Annotated in this window: 19 protein-coding genes and 1 pseudogene; 9 read left to right on the top strand and 11 right to left on the bottom strand. The window is 58.5% G+C overall.

Translation table 11 applies throughout. The annotated features are described in order from the left end of the window. The first annotated feature begins 11 nt into the window (after window positions 1–11). Genes L463_RS08000 through L463_RS08010 form a run of 3 tightly spaced genes read left to right on the top strand, consistent with a single transcriptional unit; the run spans window position 12 to window position 4,145 of the window. On the top strand, window positions 12–1,664 hold the full coding sequence (locus L463_RS08000; RefSeq protein WP_023303698.1) for an MFS transporter: 1,653 nt from the start codon (window positions 12–14) through the stop codon (window positions 1,662–1,664). A 22-nt stretch (window positions 1,665–1,686) separates the two neighbouring features. Further along, window positions 1,687–2,769: an HlyD family secretion protein gene (locus L463_RS08005; RefSeq protein WP_017693458.1), complete on the top strand. Its 1,083-nt coding sequence runs from the start codon at window positions 1,687–1,689 to the stop codon at window positions 2,767–2,769. Further along, on the top strand, window positions 2,766–4,145 hold the full coding sequence (locus tag L463_RS08010; protein ID WP_032103742.1) for an efflux transporter outer membrane subunit: 1,380 nt from the start codon (window positions 2,766–2,768) through the stop codon (window positions 4,143–4,145). The genes L463_RS08005 and L463_RS08010 overlap by 4 nt, the downstream gene beginning before the upstream one ends. A 204-nt stretch (window positions 4,146–4,349) precedes the next feature. Here the strand turns inward: L463_RS08010 and hrpA are convergent, their stop codons facing one another. Further along, window positions 4,350–8,252, bottom strand: a complete 3,903-nt coding sequence (gene hrpA / locus L463_RS08015; RefSeq protein ID WP_032103743.1) for an ATP-dependent RNA helicase HrpA — start codon at window positions 8,250–8,252, stop codon at window positions 4,350–4,352. Between the two features lie 203 nt (window positions 8,253–8,455). On the opposite strand from hrpA, the gene azoR reads away from it, so the two are divergent. After that, the gene (gene azoR / locus L463_RS08020) at window positions 8,456–9,061 is read left to right on the top strand and encodes an FMN-dependent NADH-azoreductase (RefSeq protein WP_032103745.1); all 606 of its coding nucleotides are present in this window, start codon (window positions 8,456–8,458) and stop codon (window positions 9,059–9,061) included. A 90-nt stretch (window positions 9,062–9,151) separates the two neighbouring features. After that, window positions 9,152–9,838 carry an RluA family pseudouridine synthase gene (locus L463_RS08025; protein WP_023296572.1) on the top strand — a complete coding sequence of 229 codons (687 nt, stop codon included), beginning with the start codon at window positions 9,152–9,154 and terminating at the stop codon, window positions 9,836–9,838. Window positions 9,839–9,845: 7 nt separating this feature from the next. Here L463_RS08025 and L463_RS08030 read toward each other — a convergent pair whose 3' ends face one another. Then, on the bottom strand, window positions 9,846–10,385 hold the full coding sequence (locus tag L463_RS08030) for a DUF2058 domain-containing protein (RefSeq protein WP_017384500.1): 540 nt from the start codon (window positions 10,383–10,385) through the stop codon (window positions 9,846–9,848). A gap of 168 nt (window positions 10,386–10,553) precedes the next feature. Between L463_RS08030 and L463_RS08035 the strand changes: the two genes are divergently transcribed. Next, a complete protein-coding gene (locus L463_RS08035) occupies window positions 10,554–11,528 on the top strand; it encodes a DUF1852 domain-containing protein (RefSeq protein ID WP_023296571.1) in 975 nt (324 codons plus the stop codon). Window positions 11,529–11,553: 25 nt separating this feature from the next. Beyond that, complete coding sequence (locus tag L463_RS08040) at window positions 11,554–12,582, top strand: methionine synthase (RefSeq protein WP_003857302.1); 1,029 nt, start codon at window positions 11,554–11,556, stop codon at window positions 12,580–12,582. Window positions 12,583–12,585: 3 nt separating this feature from the next. Here L463_RS08040 and L463_RS08045 read toward each other — a convergent pair whose 3' ends face one another. Continuing rightward, entirely contained in the window at window positions 12,586–13,518 is a 933-nt protein-coding gene (locus L463_RS08045; RefSeq protein ID WP_023296570.1) for a LysR family transcriptional regulator, read from the bottom strand. Between the two features lie 98 nt (window positions 13,519–13,616). Here L463_RS08045 and L463_RS08050 point away from each other — a divergent pair, with 98 nt between their 5' ends. After that, a complete protein-coding gene (locus tag L463_RS08050; RefSeq protein WP_003857304.1) occupies window positions 13,617–14,051 on the top strand; it encodes a DMT family transporter in 435 nt (144 codons plus the stop codon). A 4-nt stretch (window positions 14,052–14,055) separates the two neighbouring features. Next, window positions 14,056–14,514: a DMT family transporter gene (locus tag L463_RS08055; protein WP_023296569.1), complete on the top strand. Its 459-nt coding sequence runs from the start codon at window positions 14,056–14,058 to the stop codon at window positions 14,512–14,514. Here the strand turns inward: L463_RS08055 and L463_RS08060 are convergent. From L463_RS08060 to L463_RS08090, 8 genes and pseudogenes are all read right to left on the bottom strand, one after another. Then, a complete protein-coding gene (locus L463_RS08060; RefSeq protein WP_023303692.1) occupies window positions 14,511–15,044 on the bottom strand; it encodes a DUF3833 domain-containing protein in 534 nt (177 codons plus the stop codon). The genes L463_RS08055 and L463_RS08060 overlap by 4 nt on opposite strands. Window positions 15,045–15,067: 23 nt before the next feature. Next, a pseudogene (locus tag L463_RS24740) lies at window positions 15,068–15,280 on the bottom strand (hypothetical protein); the annotation flags it as partial. Continuing rightward, window positions 15,207–15,515 carry a DUF2878 family protein gene (locus tag L463_RS08065; RefSeq protein ID WP_032103746.1) on the bottom strand — a complete coding sequence of 103 codons (309 nt, stop codon included), beginning with the start codon at window positions 15,513–15,515 and terminating at the stop codon, window positions 15,207–15,209. The gene L463_RS08065 and the pseudogene L463_RS24740, both read right to left, overlap by 74 nt. Beyond that, window positions 15,512–16,732: an SAM-dependent methyltransferase gene (locus L463_RS08070; RefSeq protein WP_032103748.1), complete on the bottom strand. Its 1,221-nt coding sequence runs from the start codon at window positions 16,730–16,732 to the stop codon at window positions 15,512–15,514. The genes L463_RS08065 and L463_RS08070 overlap by 4 nt, the downstream gene beginning before the upstream one ends. Then, the gene (locus L463_RS08075) at window positions 16,729–17,451 is read right to left on the bottom strand and encodes a DUF1365 domain-containing protein (protein WP_023296566.1); all 723 of its coding nucleotides are present in this window, start codon (window positions 17,449–17,451) and stop codon (window positions 16,729–16,731) included. The genes L463_RS08070 and L463_RS08075 overlap by 4 nt, the downstream gene beginning before the upstream one ends. Window position 17,452: 1 nt before the next feature. Further along, entirely contained in the window at window positions 17,453–18,712 is a 1,260-nt protein-coding gene (locus tag L463_RS08080) for an NAD(P)/FAD-dependent oxidoreductase (RefSeq protein WP_017693469.1), read from the bottom strand. After that, window positions 18,709–19,428: an SDR family NAD(P)-dependent oxidoreductase gene (locus L463_RS08085; protein WP_017693470.1), complete on the bottom strand. Its 720-nt coding sequence runs from the start codon at window positions 19,426–19,428 to the stop codon at window positions 18,709–18,711. The genes L463_RS08080 and L463_RS08085 overlap by 4 nt, the downstream gene beginning before the upstream one ends. After that, window positions 19,425–19,859: a nuclear transport factor 2 family protein gene (locus L463_RS08090; protein ID WP_017384507.1), complete on the bottom strand. Its 435-nt coding sequence runs from the start codon at window positions 19,857–19,859 to the stop codon at window positions 19,425–19,427. The genes L463_RS08085 and L463_RS08090 overlap by 4 nt, the downstream gene beginning before the upstream one ends. Between the last annotated feature and the right edge of the window lie 99 nt (window positions 19,860–19,958).

The raw sequence follows: 19,958 nt of genomic DNA, 5'->3' as shown, positions 1-19,958 counted from the left end.
TAAACCCCGTTATGCGCCTGCCCCAACGCGACCCTTATGCTCCTCGCGAGTGGCAGCCACACGAGAAACCCGCCCTGCTGGGTTCCCCTTCCACCCCGGAGCATCCGACGTCGAAACGAATCGCCTATGGCGTGGTCGGCCTGCTGGTGTGTCTGACCGGGGCGCTGGGTAACGCGGTCGTCACCGCCAATCTGCAAAACCTGCAAGGCACCTTTGGCGCCTGGTCGACTGAAATCGCCTGGTTGCCTGCCGTCTATGTCATGACCAACGTCTCCATCAACCTGCTGCTGGTAAAGTTTCGCCAGCAGTACGGTTTGCGCGCCTTTACGGAAGGCTTCCTGGTGTTGTATGTGCTGGTCACCTTTTTCCACCTGTTTGTGAACGATCTCAGCTCGGCGCTGATGGTACGTGCGGCACACGGGATGGTCGCCGCCGCGCTCAGCTCGCTCGGCATTTATTACCAGATCCAGGCCTGGCCCGCGAAGCACCGACTGAAGGCGCTGACCATCGGCATAACCGGGTCGTCGCTGGCGATCCCGCTGGCGCGGCTGTTCTCCACCGAGCTGTTACAGCTTGATGAGTGGCGCGGGCTGTACTTCTTCGAGCTGGGTCTGGCCCTGATCTCCCTGGCCTGCGTGATGGCGCTCAAGCTGCCGCCGGGCGATCGACGCAAGGTCTTCGAGAAGAAAGATTTCATCACCTTCTTTTTGCTTGCGCCCGGCATGGCGCTGCTGTGCGCGGTTCTGTCGTTAGGGCGTCTGGACTGGTGGTTTGAAGCGCCGTGGATCGGCTGGGCGCTGGCTCTCTCGCTGGTGCTGATTGTCTCCGCGATCGTGTTTGAACATAACCGCAACAACCCGCTGCTTAATACCCGTTGGCTCTCCAGCGGCAGCATCGTACGCCTGGGGCTGATTATGCTGCTGATCCGCATCGTACTGGCGGAGCAGAACACGGGCGTCATCGGCTGGCTGCAATATGTAGGCTTACAGAATGAACAGATGACCCATCTGGCGTGGGCTATTTTCGCCGGGATCGTCTGCGGTATCGTCACCAGCTGTCTGACGATTAAGCCCACTAAACTGGCCTGGCCGATTATCACCTCGCTGGCGCTGATGATCGTTGCCTCGCTGCTGGACAGCCAGTCCAACAACCTGACCCGGCCGGATCAGCTTATATTCAGCCAGTTCCTGCTGGGCTTCGGCAGCGCGTTCTTCCTGGCACCTGCGATGCTGGCCGCCATTGGCGGGGTGATCGCCGATCCGCGCAATCTGGTCAGCTTTTCCGTGATGTTTGGTATGAGTCAGAACCTTGGGGGGCTGCTGGGGTCCGCGATCCTCGGCACCTTCCAGACCTGGCGCGAGAAGTACCATTCCAGCCTGCTGGCTGACCAGCTCACCACCCTTAACCCGCTGGTGAACGAACGGATTCAGCTTTACACCCAGATGTACAAAAGCCTGATTGGCGACAGTTCCCTGCTGGGAACTCAGGCCATTACCCAACTCCAGACGGTGACGGCGCTTGAGGCAAACATCCTGGCTTACAACGATACTTATCTCCTGACGGCGAGCATTGCCACTGCCACGCTGGTCTGGATTTTATGGCGCTTGCTACGCCTGCGCATCACCGCCCGTATGGCCCTTAAGAACGCCACTGGCAACAAGTAATGACTATTTATCAGGAGAAGTTATGAGTCAGCAGGATGCCGCCAAAGAGCAGGCCAACACCCGCAAAAATGTGCGCGTCGTTTCCATCTTCACCGCCGCGGCTATCGGCATTGTCGGGGTACTGGTGATCCTTTATGCCTGGCAGCTGCCCCCGTTTACGCGTCATGCCCAGTTTACCGATAACGCCTACGTGCGCGGCCAGACCACGTTCATCAGTCCGCAGGTAAACGGCTACATTACCGAGGTCCATGTTCAGGATTTCGCGCAGGTTAAAAAAGGCGAGCTGCTGTTGCAGATAGATGACCGCATCTATCGCCAGCGCGTCCATCAGGCCGAGGCGCAGCTGGCAATGAAAATTGCAGCCCTGAATAACAACCTGCAACAGCGCAAAAGCGCGGAAGCGGTGATTGCCAAAAACGAGGCGGCGCTGAAAAACGCCCGTGCCCAAAGTCTGAAAACCCAGGCGGATTTGAAACGCGTGAAAGAGCTGACCGCGGACGGCTCCCTCTCCATTCGCGAGCGCGATTCGGCGCTGGCCAGTGCCGCCCAGGGGAGCGCCGATATCGACCAGGCGAAAGCAACGCTTGAGATGTCGCGTCAGGATCTACAAACGGTCATCGTCAATCGCGGTTCGCTGGAAGCGGACGTTGAGAATGCGAAAGCCGCGCTGGAGCTGGCGCAGATCGATCTGCAAAACACCCGCATTGTCGCGCCGCGTGACGGTCAGCTCGGGCAGATTGCGGTGCGTCTGGGGGCGTACGTCACCGCCGGGACGCACCTTACCACGCTGGTCCCGCCGCAGCACTGGGTGATCGCCAATATCAAAGAGACGCAGCTGGCGAATTTACGCGTCGGACAGCCGGTGAAATTCACCGTCGATGCCTTAAACGATAAAGCCTATCAGGGCCGCGTGGAGAGCATATCCCCGGCCACAGGGGTCGAGTTCAGCGCTATCACCCCGGACAACGCCACGGGCAACTTTGTTAAAATCGCCCAGCGCATCCCGGTACGCATTGAGGTACTCGGTGAGCCGGAGGCGTACCGGCTGCTGCGTCCTGGCATGTCGGTGCAGGTGACCATCGACACGCGGGAGGCGAAACAATGACGCTTCGCCCGATAGCCGGCCTGCTGATAATGACTATCCTGGCGGGATGCCAGTCGGTAGACGTTGAGCCCGCCAAATCGTCCCTGCACATACCGGCCCAGTGGCGCGCGACGTCGGGGCCAGCCAGCCCGACAGAGCAGCTCTGGTGGCGAAATTTTCACGACAGCAATCTGAATCGCTATGTGGATCAGGCGCTGAAGAATAACAGCGACGTGCTGATTGCCCGCGAGCGGATTAACGAGTACCAGGCCCGGGTGTACGCCGCTGACGGCAGCCTGTTCCCGTCGCTTGACGCGGGCGTGACCGGGACGCGCGCGCGCTCGCAGTCCGCCGCCACGGGGCTTCCGGTATACGGTACGTTGTACAAAGGCAGCCTGACCGCCAGCTACGACGTGGATATCTGGGGCGTAAACCGCAGCACCTCCCGTGCCGCTGAAGCGTCGCTGGAGGCACAAAAGGCGGCGGCTGCGGCGGCTGATCTTACCGTCGCATCCTCGGTGGCCTCCGGGTACGTCACCCTGCTGTCGCTGGACGAACAGCTTCGCGTTACCCGGTCCACGCTGAAGTCGCGTGAAGAGGCGTTCAACCTCGCCAAGCGACAGTTTGAGACGGGATACAGCTCTCGCCTTGAGCTGATGCAATCGGATTCTGAGCTGCGCGCCACCCGCGCCCAGGTTCCACTGCTTCAGCACCAGATTGCGCAGCAGGAAAATGCGCTTAGCCTGCTGCTGGGCAGCAACCCGGGTGACGTTGCGCGCGGTGAAAGCTTTGATGCCCTGACGCCGCTGAAACTGCCCTTCCAGCTGCCGTCGACGCTACTGAACCGGCGCCCGGATATCGTCCAGGCTGAACGTCAGCTGATTGCGGCGGACGCGACGCTGGCGGCATCGCGCGCCAGCCTGCTGCCGTCGATCAACCTCACGGCCACGGGATCGGTGCAGGATCGCACGCTGTCGGGATTGCTGGATAACCCGCTACAGCTCTGGAGCGTGGGCGGCAGTATTCTTGCGCCGCTGCTGAACCGTCAGGCGCTGAATGCGCAGGTAGATATCTCTCAGTCCCAGCGGAATCAGGCGCTGTATAGCTACGAAAAAACCGTGCGTAACGCGTTTGCTGAGGTGAATGACAGCCTTGATGCCATCACCCGCTATCAGGAACAGCTTACCGAGCTGCTGGCACAGCAGACGGTCGCGCAGGAGACGCTGCGGATTGCGCAAAACCGCTACCGCAACGGATACTCTTCTTATCTGGATGAGCTCGATGCGCAGCGCACGCTGTTCTCGGTGCAGACCAGCGTGGTACAGGTGAAAAACAACCTGCTGCTGGCGCAAATTGATTTGTATAAAGCGCTGGGCGGCGGTTGGGTCAGTGCGTGAAAACATGCCGGGTGGCGGCTACGCCTTACCCGGCCTACGTGCTCTACATGCTCTCCCGTAGGCCCGGTAAGCGCAGCGCCACCGGGCAACGGTTTTAACCGGAGAAACGATAAAAAGCCGGGTGGCGGCTACGCCTTACCCGGCCTACATGTTCTACATATTCTCCCGTAGGCCCGGTAAGCGCAGCGCCACCGGGCAACGGTTTTAGCCGGAAATCTGCTCCATCGCCTGCAAGATACGCTTATCCGAAATGGGATACGGCGTTCCCAGCTGCTGAGCGAAGAAGCTGACGCGCAGCTCCTCGATCATCCAGCGGATCTCCCGCACGTCGTCGTCATCGCGACGCGCCGGCGGCAGTTTGTTGAGCCACTGCTGCCACGCCTGCTGCACGTTTTCGACTTTCAGCATCTGCGCACGATCGCGATGCGGATCGACCGCCATTTTCTCCAGACGCTTCTCTATCGCCTGCAAATAACGCAGCGTATCGCCCAGACGCTTAAAGCCATTGCCGGTGACAAAGCCGCGATACACCAGCCCCGCCATCTGCGCCTTGACGTCCGACAGCCCCAGGGCCATGGTCATATCCACCCGCCCCTTCAGGCGCTTGTTGATATTGAACACGGCGGTGAGGATCTGCTCGACCTGTCTGGCAATCTCCACCACGGTGTCGTTCAGCTCCGCGCGCACCTTTTCATGAAGCTGAGCAAAGCCCTCTTCCGTCCAGACCGGACCGCCGGCCTCGTGGATCAGCTTATCCACACCGCAGGAGATGCAGTCGTCGATCAGGTCCAGCACCTTACCGTACGGGTTAAAGTAGAGCCCCAGCTTGGCTTTGTTCGGCAGCTTCTCGTGCAGATACTTAATCGGCGACGGGATATTGAGCAGAAGCAGTCGACGCAGCCCGCGCCACATCATCTGCTGTTGCTCCTGCGGATTGTCAAAGAGCTTAATCGCCACGCTGTCGCGCTCATCCACCAGCGCGGGCCAGGCTTTGACCTTATAGTTCCCGCGCTTCTGCTCGTAGCTTTCCGGAAGCTGACCAAAGCTCCAGATGTGCAGCCCGCTCTGCTCAATGCCGTCATCGGCCACCGCAGAGAGCGTCTCCTGGACTTTACCTTTCAGCGCCTCTTTCAGCTCCGTCAGAGAACGGCCTTCGAGCAGCTTTTTGTTTTTATCGTCCACCACGCGGAATGTGATTTTCAGGTGATCGGGCACCTGATCCCAGTTCCAGTCGTCGCGGTCGATGGTGGTCCCGGTCATGCGGCGGAACTCACGCTCCAGGGCGTCCAGCAGCGGCAGCTCCAGCGGCGTGACGCGGCCTAAAAACGCTTCGGCGTAGTTCGGCGCCGGCACAAAGTTACGCCGCACCGGTTTAGGCAGGGATTTGATTAACGCAATGACCAGCTCGCGGCGCAGACCGGGGATCTGCCACTCAAACCCGCTCTCTTCCACCTGGTTTAACAGCGGCAGCGGAATGTGCACCGTCACACCATCGGCATCCGCGCCCGGCTCAAACTGATAGGTCAGACGCAGCTTGAGGTTGCCCTGATGCCAGAAGTTCGGGTAATCGAGCTTGCTGACCGACTCCGCGCCCTCTTTGATCAGCATGCTCTTTTCGAAGTTGAGCAGGTCCGGGGCCTCTTTGCTGGCTTTCTTCCACCAGCTGTCGAAATGGCGCGCCGAGATCACATCGTGACTGATGCGCTGATCGTAAAACTCAAACAGCGTCTCGTCGTCCACCAGAATGTCGCGACGGCGGGACTTGTGCTCAAGCTCTTCCACCTCGGCGCGCAGCTTCAGGTTTTCGCGGAAGAAGGCATGACGCGTCTGCCAGTCGCCTTCCACCAGCGCGTGGCGGATAAACAGCTCGCGACTCAACGCCGGATCGATCTGGCTGTAGTTAACCTTACGCGCGGCCACCACCGGCAGGCCGTAGACGGTGACTTTTTCCGTCGCCATCACCGCGCCCTGCCCGCGCTCCCAGTGCGGCTCGCTGTATGAGCGTTTCAGCAGGTGCTGCGCCACTGGTTCAACCCACTCCGGATCGATACGCGCGGCGATACGCCCCCACAGACGGCTGGTTTCCACCAGCTCGGCGACCATGGTCCACTTCGGCGGCTTCTTAAACAAACCGGAGCCCGGGAAGATGGAGAAACGCGCGTTGCGTGCGCCGGTATATTCCTGCTTATCCGCATCCTTCATCCCGATATGAGACAGCAGGCCAGTCAACAGGGCGATATGAATTTCGCGGTACTCCGCCGGTTCACTGTTCACCGGGATACCCAGCTCTTTCACCACCTGGCGCAGCTGGGTGTAGATATCCTGCCACTCGCGTACGCGCAGATAATTGAGGAAATCCACCCGGCACTGACGGCGGAACTGGTTCGAGGAGAGCGCTTTTTGCTGCTCGCCAAGGTAGTTCCACAGGTTCACAAAGCCGAGGAAATCGGACTCTTTATCGTGGAAGCGACGGTGTTTTTCATCCGACGCCTGCTGCTTATCCATCGGACGCTCGCGCGGATCCTGAATGGAGAGCGCCGAGGTGATGATCATCGCCTCGCGCACGCAGCCGTGTTTTTGCGCCTCCAGCACCATGCGCGCCAGACGCGGGTCGACCGGCAACTGGCTAAGCTGGCGGCCCAATGGCGTTAGCTTGTAGGCCGTCGCCTGTTCGTCGGTGGTGATGGCCCCCAGCTCTTCCAGCAGCCGCACCCCGTCCTGAATATTGCGCTTATCCGGCGCTTCCACAAACGGGAAGGCGGCGATATCGCCCAGCCCCAGCGCGGTCATTTGCAGAATAACGGATGCCAGGTTGGTCCGCAGGATCTCCGGATCGGTAAACTCAGGGCGCGACAGGAAATCGTCTTCCGAATAGAGACGAATACAGATCCCTTCCGACACGCGGCCGCAGCGGCCCTTACGCTGATTAGCCGACGCCTGCGAAACCGGCTCAATCGGCAGGCGCTGAACTTTGGTGCGGTAGCTGTAGCGGCTGATGCGCGCCGTACCCGGGTCGATCACGTATTTAATGCCCGGTACGGTCAGCGAAGTTTCGGCCACGTTGGTCGCCAGCACGATGCGGCGCCCGCTGTGCGGCTGGAACACGCGGTTCTGCTCGCTGTTCGACAGGCGCGCGTACAGCGGCAGGATCTCAGTATGGCGCAGATCGCGCTTGCTGAGCGCATCGGCGGTATCGCGGATCTCGCGCTCGCCGCTCATGAAGATCAGAATGTCGCCAGAACTCTCGTTGCCCAGCTCGTCGACGGCATCAAAGATGGCCTGAAGCTGGTCGCGCTCGGTATCGTCCGCCTCTTCCACAATCGGGCGATAGCGCACTTCCACCGGATATGTGCGTCCTGACACCTCGATAATCGGCGCATTGTTGAAATGTTTTGAGAAGCGCTCCGGGTCGATGGTCGCGGAGGTGATGATGATTTTCAGATCGGGACGCCGGGGCAGCAGCTCTTTCAGGTAGCCGAGCAGGAAGTCGATGTTCAGGCTGCGCTCGTGCGCTTCATCGATGATGATGGTGTCGTACTGCATCAGCAGACGATCCTGCTGGATTTCCGCCAGCAGGATACCGTCGGTCATCAGCTTAACCATGGTGTTATCGCTGACGTGGTCGCTGAATCGCACCTTGTAGCCGATGCAGCCGCCCGGCTCCGTTTGCAGCTCTTCCGCAATACGGTTCGCCACGGTGCGCGCCGCCAGACGACGCGGCTGGGTGTGACCGATCAGCCCTTTCACCCCGCGGCCCAGCTCCATGCAGATTTTCGGCAGCTGAGTGGTTTTACCTGAACCGGTTTCCCCCGCGACGATCACCACCTGGTGGTCGCGTACGGCCTCAAGAATGTCCTGTTTCTTCTGGCTGACGGGCAGATTTTCCGGATAGGTAATCTCCGGACGTGCGGCTTCACGCAGCACAACTTTCCCTGCCGCCTGTTCAATCTCGTTGGCCATCTCCTGGTAAATGGCCTGTTGTGCATCAGGATTTTTAACCTTCTTAACGCCGTGCAGACGGCGCGCAAACCGCTGTTTATCGCGCAGCATCAGCGAATCAAGCTTTTGCATCAGCATCGGGAAGGTCAATTTTTGGTGTTCTGTCATAGCGTTAACGGGCAGTGCACTGCCGGATAAAATCTCTTTTTAATGATTGGTATAGAGTACCACATCAGCGCTTTTCGCGCCTTATTCAAAAAATTCGAACATAGGCTTCGATATATTGCGCTATCCCTGTGGCAGGATTGTGAATAAAGTGTCAACAAGCAACGGGGCAACCCCCTCAATCAAATACAAAACAGGAATTTCCCATGAGCAAAGTATTAGTGTTGAAATCCAGTATTCTGGCAGGGTATTCACAGTCTGGTCAGCTGTCTGACTATTTCGTTGAACAGTGGAGTGAACAGCACAGCGCGGATGAAATCACCGTGCGTGACCTGGCGGCAAACCCAATTCCTGTGCTGGACGGCGAGCTGGTTGGCGCGCTGCGTCCGAGCGATGCGCCTCTTACGCCGCGTCAGCAGGAAGCCCTGGCGCTCTCCGACGAGCTGATTGCTGAGTTGCAGGCGCACGACGTTATCGTGATCAACGCCCCAATGTACAACTTCAACATTCCTACCCAGCTGAAGAACTACTTCGACCTGGTGGCACGCGCTGGCGTAACCTTCCGTTACACCGAGAACGGCCCGGAAGGTCTGGTGAAAGGTAAACGCGCTATCGTCCTGACCAGCCGCGGCGGTATTCACAAAGATACCCCTACCGACCTGGTCGCACCGTACCTGACGCTGTTCCTGGGCTTCATCGGCATTACCGACGTGAACTTCGTGTTCGCTGAAGGTATCGCTTACGGCCCGGAAGTGGCCACCAAAGCGCAGACCGACGCGAAAGCCGCTATCGACAGCCTGGTCGCTGCCTAAGTTTTCCCCCTCTCACCGCCCGGTGGGAGGGTTTTTCTTTTCCCCCGTATTTCGTTATCATCCGCACCCACTCTCCAGCCCGGCGGCCTGATGTCTGTCATTATAGATACGTTTATTGCACCACCCTGTCACGACAACATTGAGATCCTCTGGCAGGACGAGCATCTGCTGCTGATCAATAAACCTTCCGGTCTGCTCAGCCTGTCGGGGAAAAATCCGCAAAACCTCGATTCCGTCCACCACCGTCTTGTTCAAACCTTTCCCGGCTGCACGCTGGTGCATCGTCTTGATTTTGGCACTTCGGGTCTGATGGTCATTGCGCGTAACAAAGCGATCAACGCCGCGCTTTGCCACCAGTTCAGTCAGCGCGCCGTGAACAAGGTTTACACCGCCCTGCTGTGCGGACATGTGGAACAGGACGAAGGGACCGTGGATGCGCCGATTGCCAAAGATCCGGCGCTGTTTCCGCTGATGACGATCTGTGCCCGCACCGGTAAGCCCGCTCGCTCCCGCTATCGGGTGGTGGAACGTATTTACCAGGATACGACAATGCCGCTGACGCGGGTTGAGCTTACCCCGGAGACCGGGCGCACCCACCAGCTGCGCATTCACTGCCAGCAGTTAGGCCACCCTATTCTGGGGTGCGATCTGTATGGTGGTCTGGAATGGCCGGGGGCGGAAGAAACGCCCCGGCTGATGCTGCATGCAAGCGCTCTGAATTTTATTCATCCGCTGAGCGGCGAGACGATAAACGCCCGTCACGCCGCGCCGTTCTGAGCGGGGATTACCACATTAAATCGTCAGGGATTTTGAAGTCTGCGTACGGATCGTCTTCGTCCTGCTCTTCCTGACTCAGGGCGCTGTTTAGCACAATGCTGTCCGCATCGCGCTGGGCAATTTTATCCGCCACTACCGCCGGGATAATCGCGTAATCACAGTCGCCATTCGCGTTAATCACCAGTCGGGCAATCGCCAGACGGCCGTTGATCAGCTGGGTTTGCGTCTGCTTATCGACCTCGATTTTTTTGATAAGGTTGCCGTCGGTAAAGTTAAAGGTAATGTTGCCCTTCGCCACGGTGATGCGGTTCATCTCAATCAGCTGCTTCACCTGCGCCCTGAACTCTTTTGCCAGCACCGCCTGTTTTTGCTGTTCGCTCAGCTGCTTATCACGCTCCAGCTGGGCTTTCTTGTTCTCTTCAACAGCCTCTCTCGCCTCGCGAGCCTGGACGCGGGATTTTTTCGCCGTGCGCTGGACCTTCGCCATCTTTTTACTGCTGACTAAGCCCGCTTTCAGCATCTGCTCTTGTAGGGTGAGTTTTGTCATGTTCGTTTAAACCGGTTGGAAATGTCGGGGGATTATACCTGAATCGCGCAGTTCATGAAGAACCCTCATGTTGCAGTGAAATTAAGTCACTTCCCCTGCGCCAGTGGCTCAGGCATAAATTATGCATTGATAACGTTCCGGCAACATGAACTTAGGATGCATAACCAAATGAGTCAGGCTTTCACATTTACCCTTAAGCGCAGTTGCTTTGATGAAAATTATAACCCGTCAGAAAACACGCGTACCACCACCAACTTCGCCAACCTGGCGCGTGGCGAGAAGCGTCAGGAGAACCTGCGCAATACGCTGGTGATGATCAACAACCGCTTTAACGCGCTGGCGAGCTGGGATAACCCGAAAGCTGACCGCTATGCCGTCGAGCTGGAGATTATTTCAGTCGATATGAATATCGGCGGCGATTTTACTTTCCCGGCCATCGAAATTCTGCAAACGACGATCGTGGATAAAAAAACCCACGAGCGCATCGAAGGCATCGTCGGAAATAACTTCTCATCGTATGTTCGTGACTATGATTTCAGCGTCCTGCTGCTGGAGCATAATAAAGACCGGGCCCGTTTCTCCCTCCCCGAGAATTTTGGCGAGCTGCACGGCAATATTTTTAAAAGCTTCGTTCATTCTGCGGAATATCAGGCGAACTTTAAAAAAGCGCCGGTGATCTGCCTGAGCGTCTCCAGCAAAGACACCTATCGTCGTACCGGTAACCACCACCCGGTGCTGGGCTATGAGTACCAGCCGGACGGCGAGTCGCTAACGGAACAGTACTTCGCGAAGATGGGCCTGAAGGTTCGCTATTTCATGCCGGAAAACAGCGTCGCGCCATTCGCCTTCTTCTTCACCGGCGATTTACTGCGTGATTACACCAATCTGGAACTGATCGGCACCATCAGCACCATGGAGACGTTCCAGAAGATCTATCGACCAGAAATTTACAATGCCAATTCCGCTGCGGGACAGTGCTATCAGCCCGACCTGAATCAGCAGGATCACTCATTAACCAAAATCGTCTATGACCGTGAAGAGCGCAGCCGGCTGGCCATTGAACAGGGTAAATATACCGAAGAGCGGTTTATCAAACCCTATAAAACCCTTCTTGAGCAGTGGTCTCAACACTTCACGCTTTAATTTAATACGGATAAAAGGTTCTTTTATGAAAACATTGCTCCCGACATCAACGGCTGGCAGCCTGCCGAAACCCACCTGGCTTGCGCAGCCGGAAACGCTCTGGTCGCCGTGGAAACTCCAGGACGAGGAATTACTGGCAGGGAAACAGGATGCGCTGCGTTTGTCTCTGGATGAACAGATTCGCGCCGGGATTGATATCGTCAGCGACGGGGAACAAACCCGCCAGCATTTTGTCACCACCTTTATTGAACATCTCAGCGGCGTGGATTTTGAGAACCGTCAGACGGTACGCATCCGTAACCGTTACGATGCGAGCGTGCCGACCGTGGTAGACGCGGTGGCGCGCCAGAAGCCGGTGTTTGTTGACGACGCTAAATACCTGCGCCAGCTGACTGACAAGCCGATCAAGTGGGCGCTGCCCGGCCCGATGACCATGATCGACACGCTATACGATGCCCACTATAAAAGCCGCGAAAAGCTGGCCTGGGAGTTCGCTAAAATTCTCAATCAGGAGGCCCGCGAGCTGGAAGCGGCCGGCGTCGACATTATTCAGTTCGACGAACCTGCCTTTAACGTCTTTTTCGACGAGGTGAATGACTGGGGTATCGCCGCGCTGGAGCGCGCCATTGAAGGGCTGAAATGCGAAACCGCGGTACATATCTGTTACGGGTACGGCATCAAAGCCAATACGGACTGGAAAAAGACGCTCGGCTCCGAGTGGCGCCAGTATGAAGAGGCATTTCCAAAGTTACAGACCTCGAAGATCGATATCATCTCGCTGGAGTGCCACAACTCGCGCGTGCCGATGGATCTGCTGGAGCTTATCCGCGGTAAAAAAGTGATGGTCGGGGCAATTGACGTGGCCACCCAGACCATCGAAACGCCGGAAGAAGTGGCCGATACGCTGCGCAAGGCGTTGCAGTTTGTTGATGCAGACAAGCTCTATCCGTCCACCAACTGCGGTATGGCCCCCCTTTCCCGCCAGGTCGCCAACGGTAAGCTGAAGGCGTTAAGCGCCGGGGCTGACATTATCCGTCGCGAGCTTGCCCGCTAACCTTCAGGTTTGCCAGTACAGTGGCGTACCGAATCGCTCAATATAGTAATCAATCACCGCCCTGACGTTCAGGGGCGGATGACGCGCGTTCGGGTAAATCGCCGCAATCGTCAGTGGCTCCGTATTAATTGAACACTCCATTTCCGGCAGCAGTGCCACCAGCTCACCGCTTTTGAGCCGTTCGCTCACCATCCAGTCCGGGAAAAGCACAACGCCCATGCCGCCCAGCGCCGCAATCAGGAGCGTTTCCGCGTTATTGGAAGTCATCAGCGGTACAATGGGATAGTGAACCCACGCCTCGCCCGGCTGCCGGATCAGCCAGCGGTTAGGCCCGGACGAACCGCGGTAAACCAGACAGTGGTGACGGCTGAGATCGTCCGGCCCCTCGGGCGCGCCATGTTTTTGCAGATAGTCCGGCGAGGCCGCCAGATGGTAGAACTGCTGCCCGAACACCCGGGCGTGAAACGAGGAGTCCGTCAGCGCGCCGATGCGGAAGATAACGTCCGCGGCGTCACGGTGCGGATCGATAAAATCGTCGGTGAGGGTCAGTTCAATGGAGAGACGAGGGTAACGCGCCAGAAGCCCCGGCAGGCCCGGCGCGATGTGCCTTTGTCCGAAAAAGACCGGGCCATTGATACGCAGCGTGCCCGACGGCTCGCGGGCGCGTTCATCCAGCTCGCGTCGCGCGTCCTCCAGATTTCCGGCCATCGCCCGGGCATAGCGCACAAAAAGATGCCCACTCTCTGTGGGCATAATCGCCCGCGTGTTGCGGTAGAAAAGCTGTTGCCCGAGGGCGTCCTCAAGCTGGTGGATCACGCGGGAAACCTGCGACGCAGAAATCCCTTCCCGCCTCGCCACCACGGAAAAATTCTGCGTTTCATATACGTCGATAAAGATTAGCAGCGCGCGAATGCTGATATGTCCGGCATCCATCATTAATGCATTTCCTGCAAAGGTGTTTCCTGCATTATGGCATTTTTCTCAATGATGTTCAGACGTAATCTTCTCCGCCTGGAAAAAGGAGAAAAAGCGTTATGCACATTATTTTAATTTTACTGGTGATTGCTGGTGGCATGGGGCTGTCCGTGGAAGCCGGGCTGCTGGGGCCGCTGGGCGCAGAGGTGGGCGACCTGTGGGCGGCGTTCAGCATATTCAGCGTGGGAACGGGGCTGACGTTTCTGCTGATGCTGTTTTTCAGCCCGCGCAACAGTCCCTCATTTTTTGCGCAGCCTTCATGGCACCTGTTGGGCGGCGTGCTCGGCCCGGTTTACGTCATCATTCTCACCATTGCCACGCCTGCGATCGGCATTGCCATGACGATGATCGGCATTCTGGCAGGCCAGGTTTTTAAAAGCCTGATTATTGACCACTATGGCCTGCTGGGTACGCCGCACCGCAGGATCGATACAAAACGCATTATTGCGCTGGGATTTATCATCGCCGCGCTCATTCTCGTGGCGCAGGGGTAACGTTATGACAGTAATTATGATTATTCTGGCGGTGATTGGCGGCGCTACGCTGAGCATTCAGGCTGCCATTAACGGGCAATTAGGCAGCAGCGTGGGGGTATTTAAAAGCGCGTTTCTGACGTTTTCCGTCGGCGCGCTGGTGACCGCCATGCTGATCTTCTTTTTTGAGCCGAAACAGGCGGTCAGCCTGATGGATGTGCCCAAATGGCAGCTTCTGGGGGCCCTGTGCGGCGTGCCCTATATCGTGATTATGGTGCTCGCAGTGCAGCGCATCGGGACCGCCGTTGCCACGGTAGCGGTTATCCTGGGCCAGCTGGCCATGAGCATGCTGATTGATAACTTTGGCTGGCTGAACAATGAAGCCATTCCGTTTTCAGTGAGCCGTTTCGGGGCCGTCGTCTGCCTGAGTATTGCGCTCTTCTTCATCTACTCAAGCAGTAAACCTCAGCCCGAAGAGGATTAACCGCCCTCTTTGCGGGTAAAGAACAGCGTCACCGTGGCGACGGTGACGCCAAATTTCTTCATCTCGGTTTTATTAAACAGACGGGTGCTGTCCTGCAAATACATCCAGTCATCAAAGTGCAGCAGCCAGGTTTTGCCGTCCGCCTTCACGTTCATGCTGTAGCGCCAGTTAAGGGCATTGCCCGCCGCCTGGCCTGTCGCGCCACCTTCTATGTCACCCGCCGTGCCTTCATAGCGATTCTGCCCAACGCGGCGGATATGCCAGACGCGCTGCTGCTTCTCGCCGTCATCGTAGACAAAATGTTCATTCAGGGTCAGCGTATCGCCGATAACATCCCCGGCGATCTCGACGTGAAAACGACGGATCTGCTTACCGCTGCGATCCTGCACCATCCCCCACGCCTCGGTTTTCCCCTGGAAGTAAGTAAAAATATCAAGCCGTGGCTGCTGCTGACGATACTCTGTCACCTCGGTGCTACATCCGGCCACCAGCATCGTCAGGGCAAGCGCCATTAACAGGAAACGTTTCATTGTGGTCCTCCGATTAACTGCTGACGCAGTTCAGGATACTCGCTCAGCCAGGCTTCACTCTGCGGCTCCTGCTGCAAAATGCCCTGCGCCTGCCACTGGTCGCGGGTCGCCTCAACCAGGTCGTCACCATCGATGTCCCGGGCATAGGTGATAATCAGCGCATTATCGCCGTCTAACCCTGTATAGCTGCCGTCGTGCGTCAGAAGCTGAGAGGTATAAACGGTAAACGGCCCCCAGACGCTCGCCGATCAGGTAGGCCACCGGCCCGCCCAGGGTCGCCAGTACCGTCAGCAACCAGCCCGGCAAGGTGGTCGTGCGGGTCAGTTGCGTCCAGACGGTGGCAAACATTAGCCACAGCGCCACCATCCATAGCGGCATCAGGGACGCGCCCGTGAACGCAATCAGCCCCGTCAGCGTCCAGTAGAGATCAAACCCGATGGCCAGCAGAAATACCTGCCCGTAGCGCTTCACACGCGTTCCGCAGTCAGCTGCACCACGCTGATGGTGCGGGCATTAAACCCGGCTTCACAGTAGCCGAGGTAGTACAGCCACATCCGGCGGAAACGGTCATCAAACCCGAGCTTTTCAATCTCCTGCCAGGCGTGAACGAACCGCTGACGCCAGTGCGCCAGCGTGCGGGCGTAGTCCGGTCCCATATCGAAGAGGTTACGCACCACAAAATCGGTATGGCGGGTCATGAGTTCATTCATGGCGGTGATGCTGGGCAAAAAGCCGCCGGGGAAGATGTAGCGCTGAATAAAATCGACGCTTTTGCTGTAGTCGCGATAGCGTTGATCCTGAATGGTGATGGCCTGAATCGCCATCCGCCCGCCCGGACGCAGACGCGCCTGGCAGGTGCGGAAAAATGTTGGCAGGTAGCGTTGACCGACGGCCTCAATCATCTCAACCGACACCAGCTTGTCGTAGACCCCGGTCAGATCGCGGTAGTCGCAGAGCAGCACCTCAACACGATCCTGCAACCCTGCCCGGGCGATGCGCGCGGTGGCCCAGTGGTACTGCTCCTGCGACAGCGTGGTGGTGGTCACCCGGCAGCCGTAATGACGGGCGGCATATTCCGCCATCGCCCCCCAGCCGGTGCCAATCTCCAGCAGATGATCGTTTGCCGTGAGCGCCAGCTGGTCACACAGCCTCGCCATTTTCGCCTGCTGAGCCGCGGTCAGATCCTGCTCGTCCCCGCTAAACAGCGCGCTGGAGTACAGGAGATGTTCATCAAGGAAATGGGCGTAAAAGGCGTTGCCCAGATCATAATGGGCGGCAATATTTTCCCGCGCCTGCGCGCGGGAGTTGCGCCGCATCCAGTGCCGCAGCCGCTCCACCGGTTTCCCGAGCAGGCGAAACCCTTTTTCCAGCTTTCCGAGGATTTGGCTATTGCGCGCAATCAGCTCCAGCAGCGGCGTCAGGTGGGGCGTCTCCCAGTCGCCATCCATCCACGCTTGTGCCGCGGCGAGGCTGCCCCCGGTTAAAATGCGCCAGTAGACGCCCGGAGCAAGTACCTGCACCTCAGCGTGAAGCGCGGCGGAAGCGTCGCCGAACTGGAACGTCTGCGCGCCTTCACGCAGCGTCAGCGAGCCACCGTGCAGGCCATTCAGCAGGCGGAAGAGCAACCATCGCGCGACGCGGACGTTGCGCGGGAAATCGGGTTCAAGCGCAAAGACGGGATTGGTCATGAGCGTTCACTCCTGCTGAGGGGATGGTTATGCAGCGGTACGCGCTTCAGCCACAGCCTGAGCGCCTGCCAGTAAATGGCGAAAACGGTTTTGAGGGTCATCAACGGGATCCGCGCCAGCAGCGAACGCAGCGCCGTGCGCGTCAGCGGGACCCGGCGCAGCGTCAGGGTGGCATCAAACACCTTCGTCTCCTGATGGTTTTCGATATGCATGCGCAGCGTGCTGTCCGGGCTGTTGAAGCGCCAGTGGTAGATCATGTCCATCGGATTAAAGGGCGAGACGTGAAACGCTTTCTCCGTCGGCGGGGCGTCCCGCCCCGCTACCGCGTAGTAATGTCGTTCATTCCACGGCGTGTTACGGACTTCGGCGAGAACCCAGCGCAGGGTGTCTTCCCCGTCATAGCAGTAGTAGAAATTGACCGGGTTGAAATGAAAACCGAAATAGCGCAGCTGAGTCAGAAGCATGACCCGCCCCGCCGGACGTTCGCCGGTCAGATTTTCCAGACGCTCAAGGACACGCGCTTTGAGCGGCGTGCCCAGCGGGTAATCCGCATCATAAAATGCCGCGGGCGCAACGCGGTTACGACGCACGCCGACAGAGGGCAGCGCGTCCAGCTCATCCAGATCGAGCCAGGCCATAAACACGCTGTAGGTAAAGTGGTGCGCTTTCGGCGCAAGCCGACGATGGCGCAATGTACCGTGGTAAAGGCAGCTGTTCATCTCAGTTGCCCTCCCCGGTCGCGATAGCGTTGACCACGTCCAGCGCACTGCGCACGCCATCTTCGTGGAAGCCGTTGTACCAGTACGCGCCGCAGAACCAGCTCCGCTGGCGACCGTTTATTTCGCCGCGCCGGGCCTGAGCTTGCCAGCTTTGCGGGTTAAAAAGCGGATGCTCATAGACAAAGCGGCGCAGCACAAACCGTTCCTCCACCGGCGTTTCCGGGTTGAGGGTGACGCAAAACAGCGGGCAACCCGGCGGCAGTCCCTGCAAGATATTCATGTTGTAGGTGACGCAGGCGCTGGCCTGATCCTGCTCGCTGAGGCGGTAGTTCCAGCTCGCCCACGCGCGTTCGCGCACCGGCAGCCAGCGCGGATCGCGGTGAAGCACCACCTCGTTACGCTGCCAGCCGATATCCCCCAGCACCTCGCGTTCAGCCTGCGTTGGGCTGGCGAGCATCGCCAGCGCCTGAGCGGAGTGGCAGGCGAAGATCACCTGATCAAAAGTGTCTGTTACGCCCTCACGCGCAATATCAACCCCACGATCGTGGCGAATAACCTGCTGCACCGGCGCGTTAAGGTGCAGCGTCAGGCGATCGCCGAGCGTATCCAGCATCGCGCGGATATACTCCCTGGAGCCGCCTGGCACCACGTACCACTGCGGACGATGGGTAATGTCCAGCAGACCGTGGTTTTCAAAAAAGCGTAAAAAGAGCGGCAGCGGAAAGCGTTTCATCTCCTGTAGCGACGACGACCAGATAGCCGCCCCCATTGGCAGGATGTAGTGGCGCGCAAAAAAGGGCGTAAAACGGTGCTGGCGCAGGAACGTTTCCAGCGTGGCGGAACCATCGACTTCGCCCCGGAGCGTCTGTTTCGCCAGCCGGTTAAAGCGCACGATCTCCTTCAGCAGCGTCCAGAAAGCCGGGTTGAGCAGATTACGTCGCTGGGCGAACAACGACGTCAGCGTGTGCCCGTTGTACTCCAGCCCGCTCTGCGGGTTGTGCACCGAAAAGCTCATCTGCGTTTTTTGCCCGCAGATGCCCAGTTCGCTGAGCAGCCCCATGAAGCGCGGATAGGTGCGGTCGTTGTAGACGATAAAACCGGTATCGATGGCAAAGCTGCCCTGCGGCGTATCGACATCCACCGTTGCGGTATGGCCGCCCGGCGTGGCCTGCGCCTCAAACAGCGTGACCTGATGATGTCCGGCGAGCCGCCAGGCACAGGTTAACCCGGCGATGCCGCTGCCGATAATTGCGATTTTCATGGTCGCACCATCCTGCGCAGCAGTGCGCGCTGAAGTACATCGGGCAGGCCGGAAAGCAGGCGCAGCGCCAGGCTGAACCCGGCGGGAAACGCGATGTGATCCTTCCCTTTTGCCAGACCGCGACGAATGGCGTGGACGGCGTCCCCCACGCTGACCCGGCCCGGCATCGGGAAATCGTTTTTGCGGGTCAGCGGCGTGTCGACAAAACCGGGTGAAACGACCGTGACGGCAATCCCTTTCGGTTCCCAGTCGAGGCGCAGCGTATCGGCGAACCAGGTTAACGCCGCCTTGGAGGCGCCATACGCTTCGGCTCGCGGGAAGTGAAGCCAGTGCGCCATCGAACTGACCAGCACCACGCGGTTGCCGGATACCAGCTGCGGCTGCAACGCCGCAAGGCAGTTTACCGGCCCGATGAAATTGGTGGTCATGACCCGCGTCACCAGCTCGGCATCCACCTCGCCGCGGTCGAGATACTCGCAGGTTCCGGCGCAGAGAATCACCGTGTCGGCAGTACAGTCCGCCAGCGCCTGGCGACAGGCGTCCCTGTCTGTCATATCGAACAGGCGCACCGTAATGTTGGGGCTGTACTGATGCACGGCTGCCAGACGTTGCGCATCGCGCCCGCAGGCAATCACCCGGTAACCATCGTCGGCAAAAGATTTCGCCAGCCCCACCCCGATGCCCGAGCTTGCGCCGGTGATCAGAACCGTTTTCATGATTTCACTCTTCGCTTCACGCCGCGCACGGCCCAGCCGAGTATCGGGAGATGTTCGTAAATCATCTCTCCGGCATCGTAGTAATCCCGCTGGCGAACAATGCGATCGTCGCGCATGTCTACCACGGAGCAGCCCGGCAGCTGGCGCATTGCCCCCCCGGCGATACGCGGGTGCGACCAGTGCATCATCCAGGTGACCACAAAGCGATCGCCCTGCTGCAACGGTGCATCGACGGTAAAGCGACAGTGCTGGACGTTAGCCAGCAGATGGGTGAAATAGCGTTGAATCGCGAACACCCCGCTGTGTTCGCCAAAGGGATCGATAAGCGTGGCATCGGCGCGATAAATCCCCGCCAGCGCCGAAGGTGGCTGGGTATCCAGCGTGGCGTAGTAATCAACGAACCGACTGATGACGGACGGCAACGTGCTCATGGGTCACATCCTGGGTGTAAACAACGTAGCGGAATCGCATAATTTAAACTTACACAATTAACTTTATTTGTCCAAGTTTGCGCAGAAATATTTTTTATT

Origin of the sequence: Enterobacter sp. BIDMC 27 (assembly GCF_000534415.1) — a bacterium.
In the GTDB taxonomy this organism is placed as follows: Bacteria; Pseudomonadota; Gammaproteobacteria; order Enterobacterales; family Enterobacteriaceae; genus Enterobacter; species Enterobacter hormaechei_C.
This window is presented reverse-complemented; position numbering and strand designations above follow the sequence as displayed.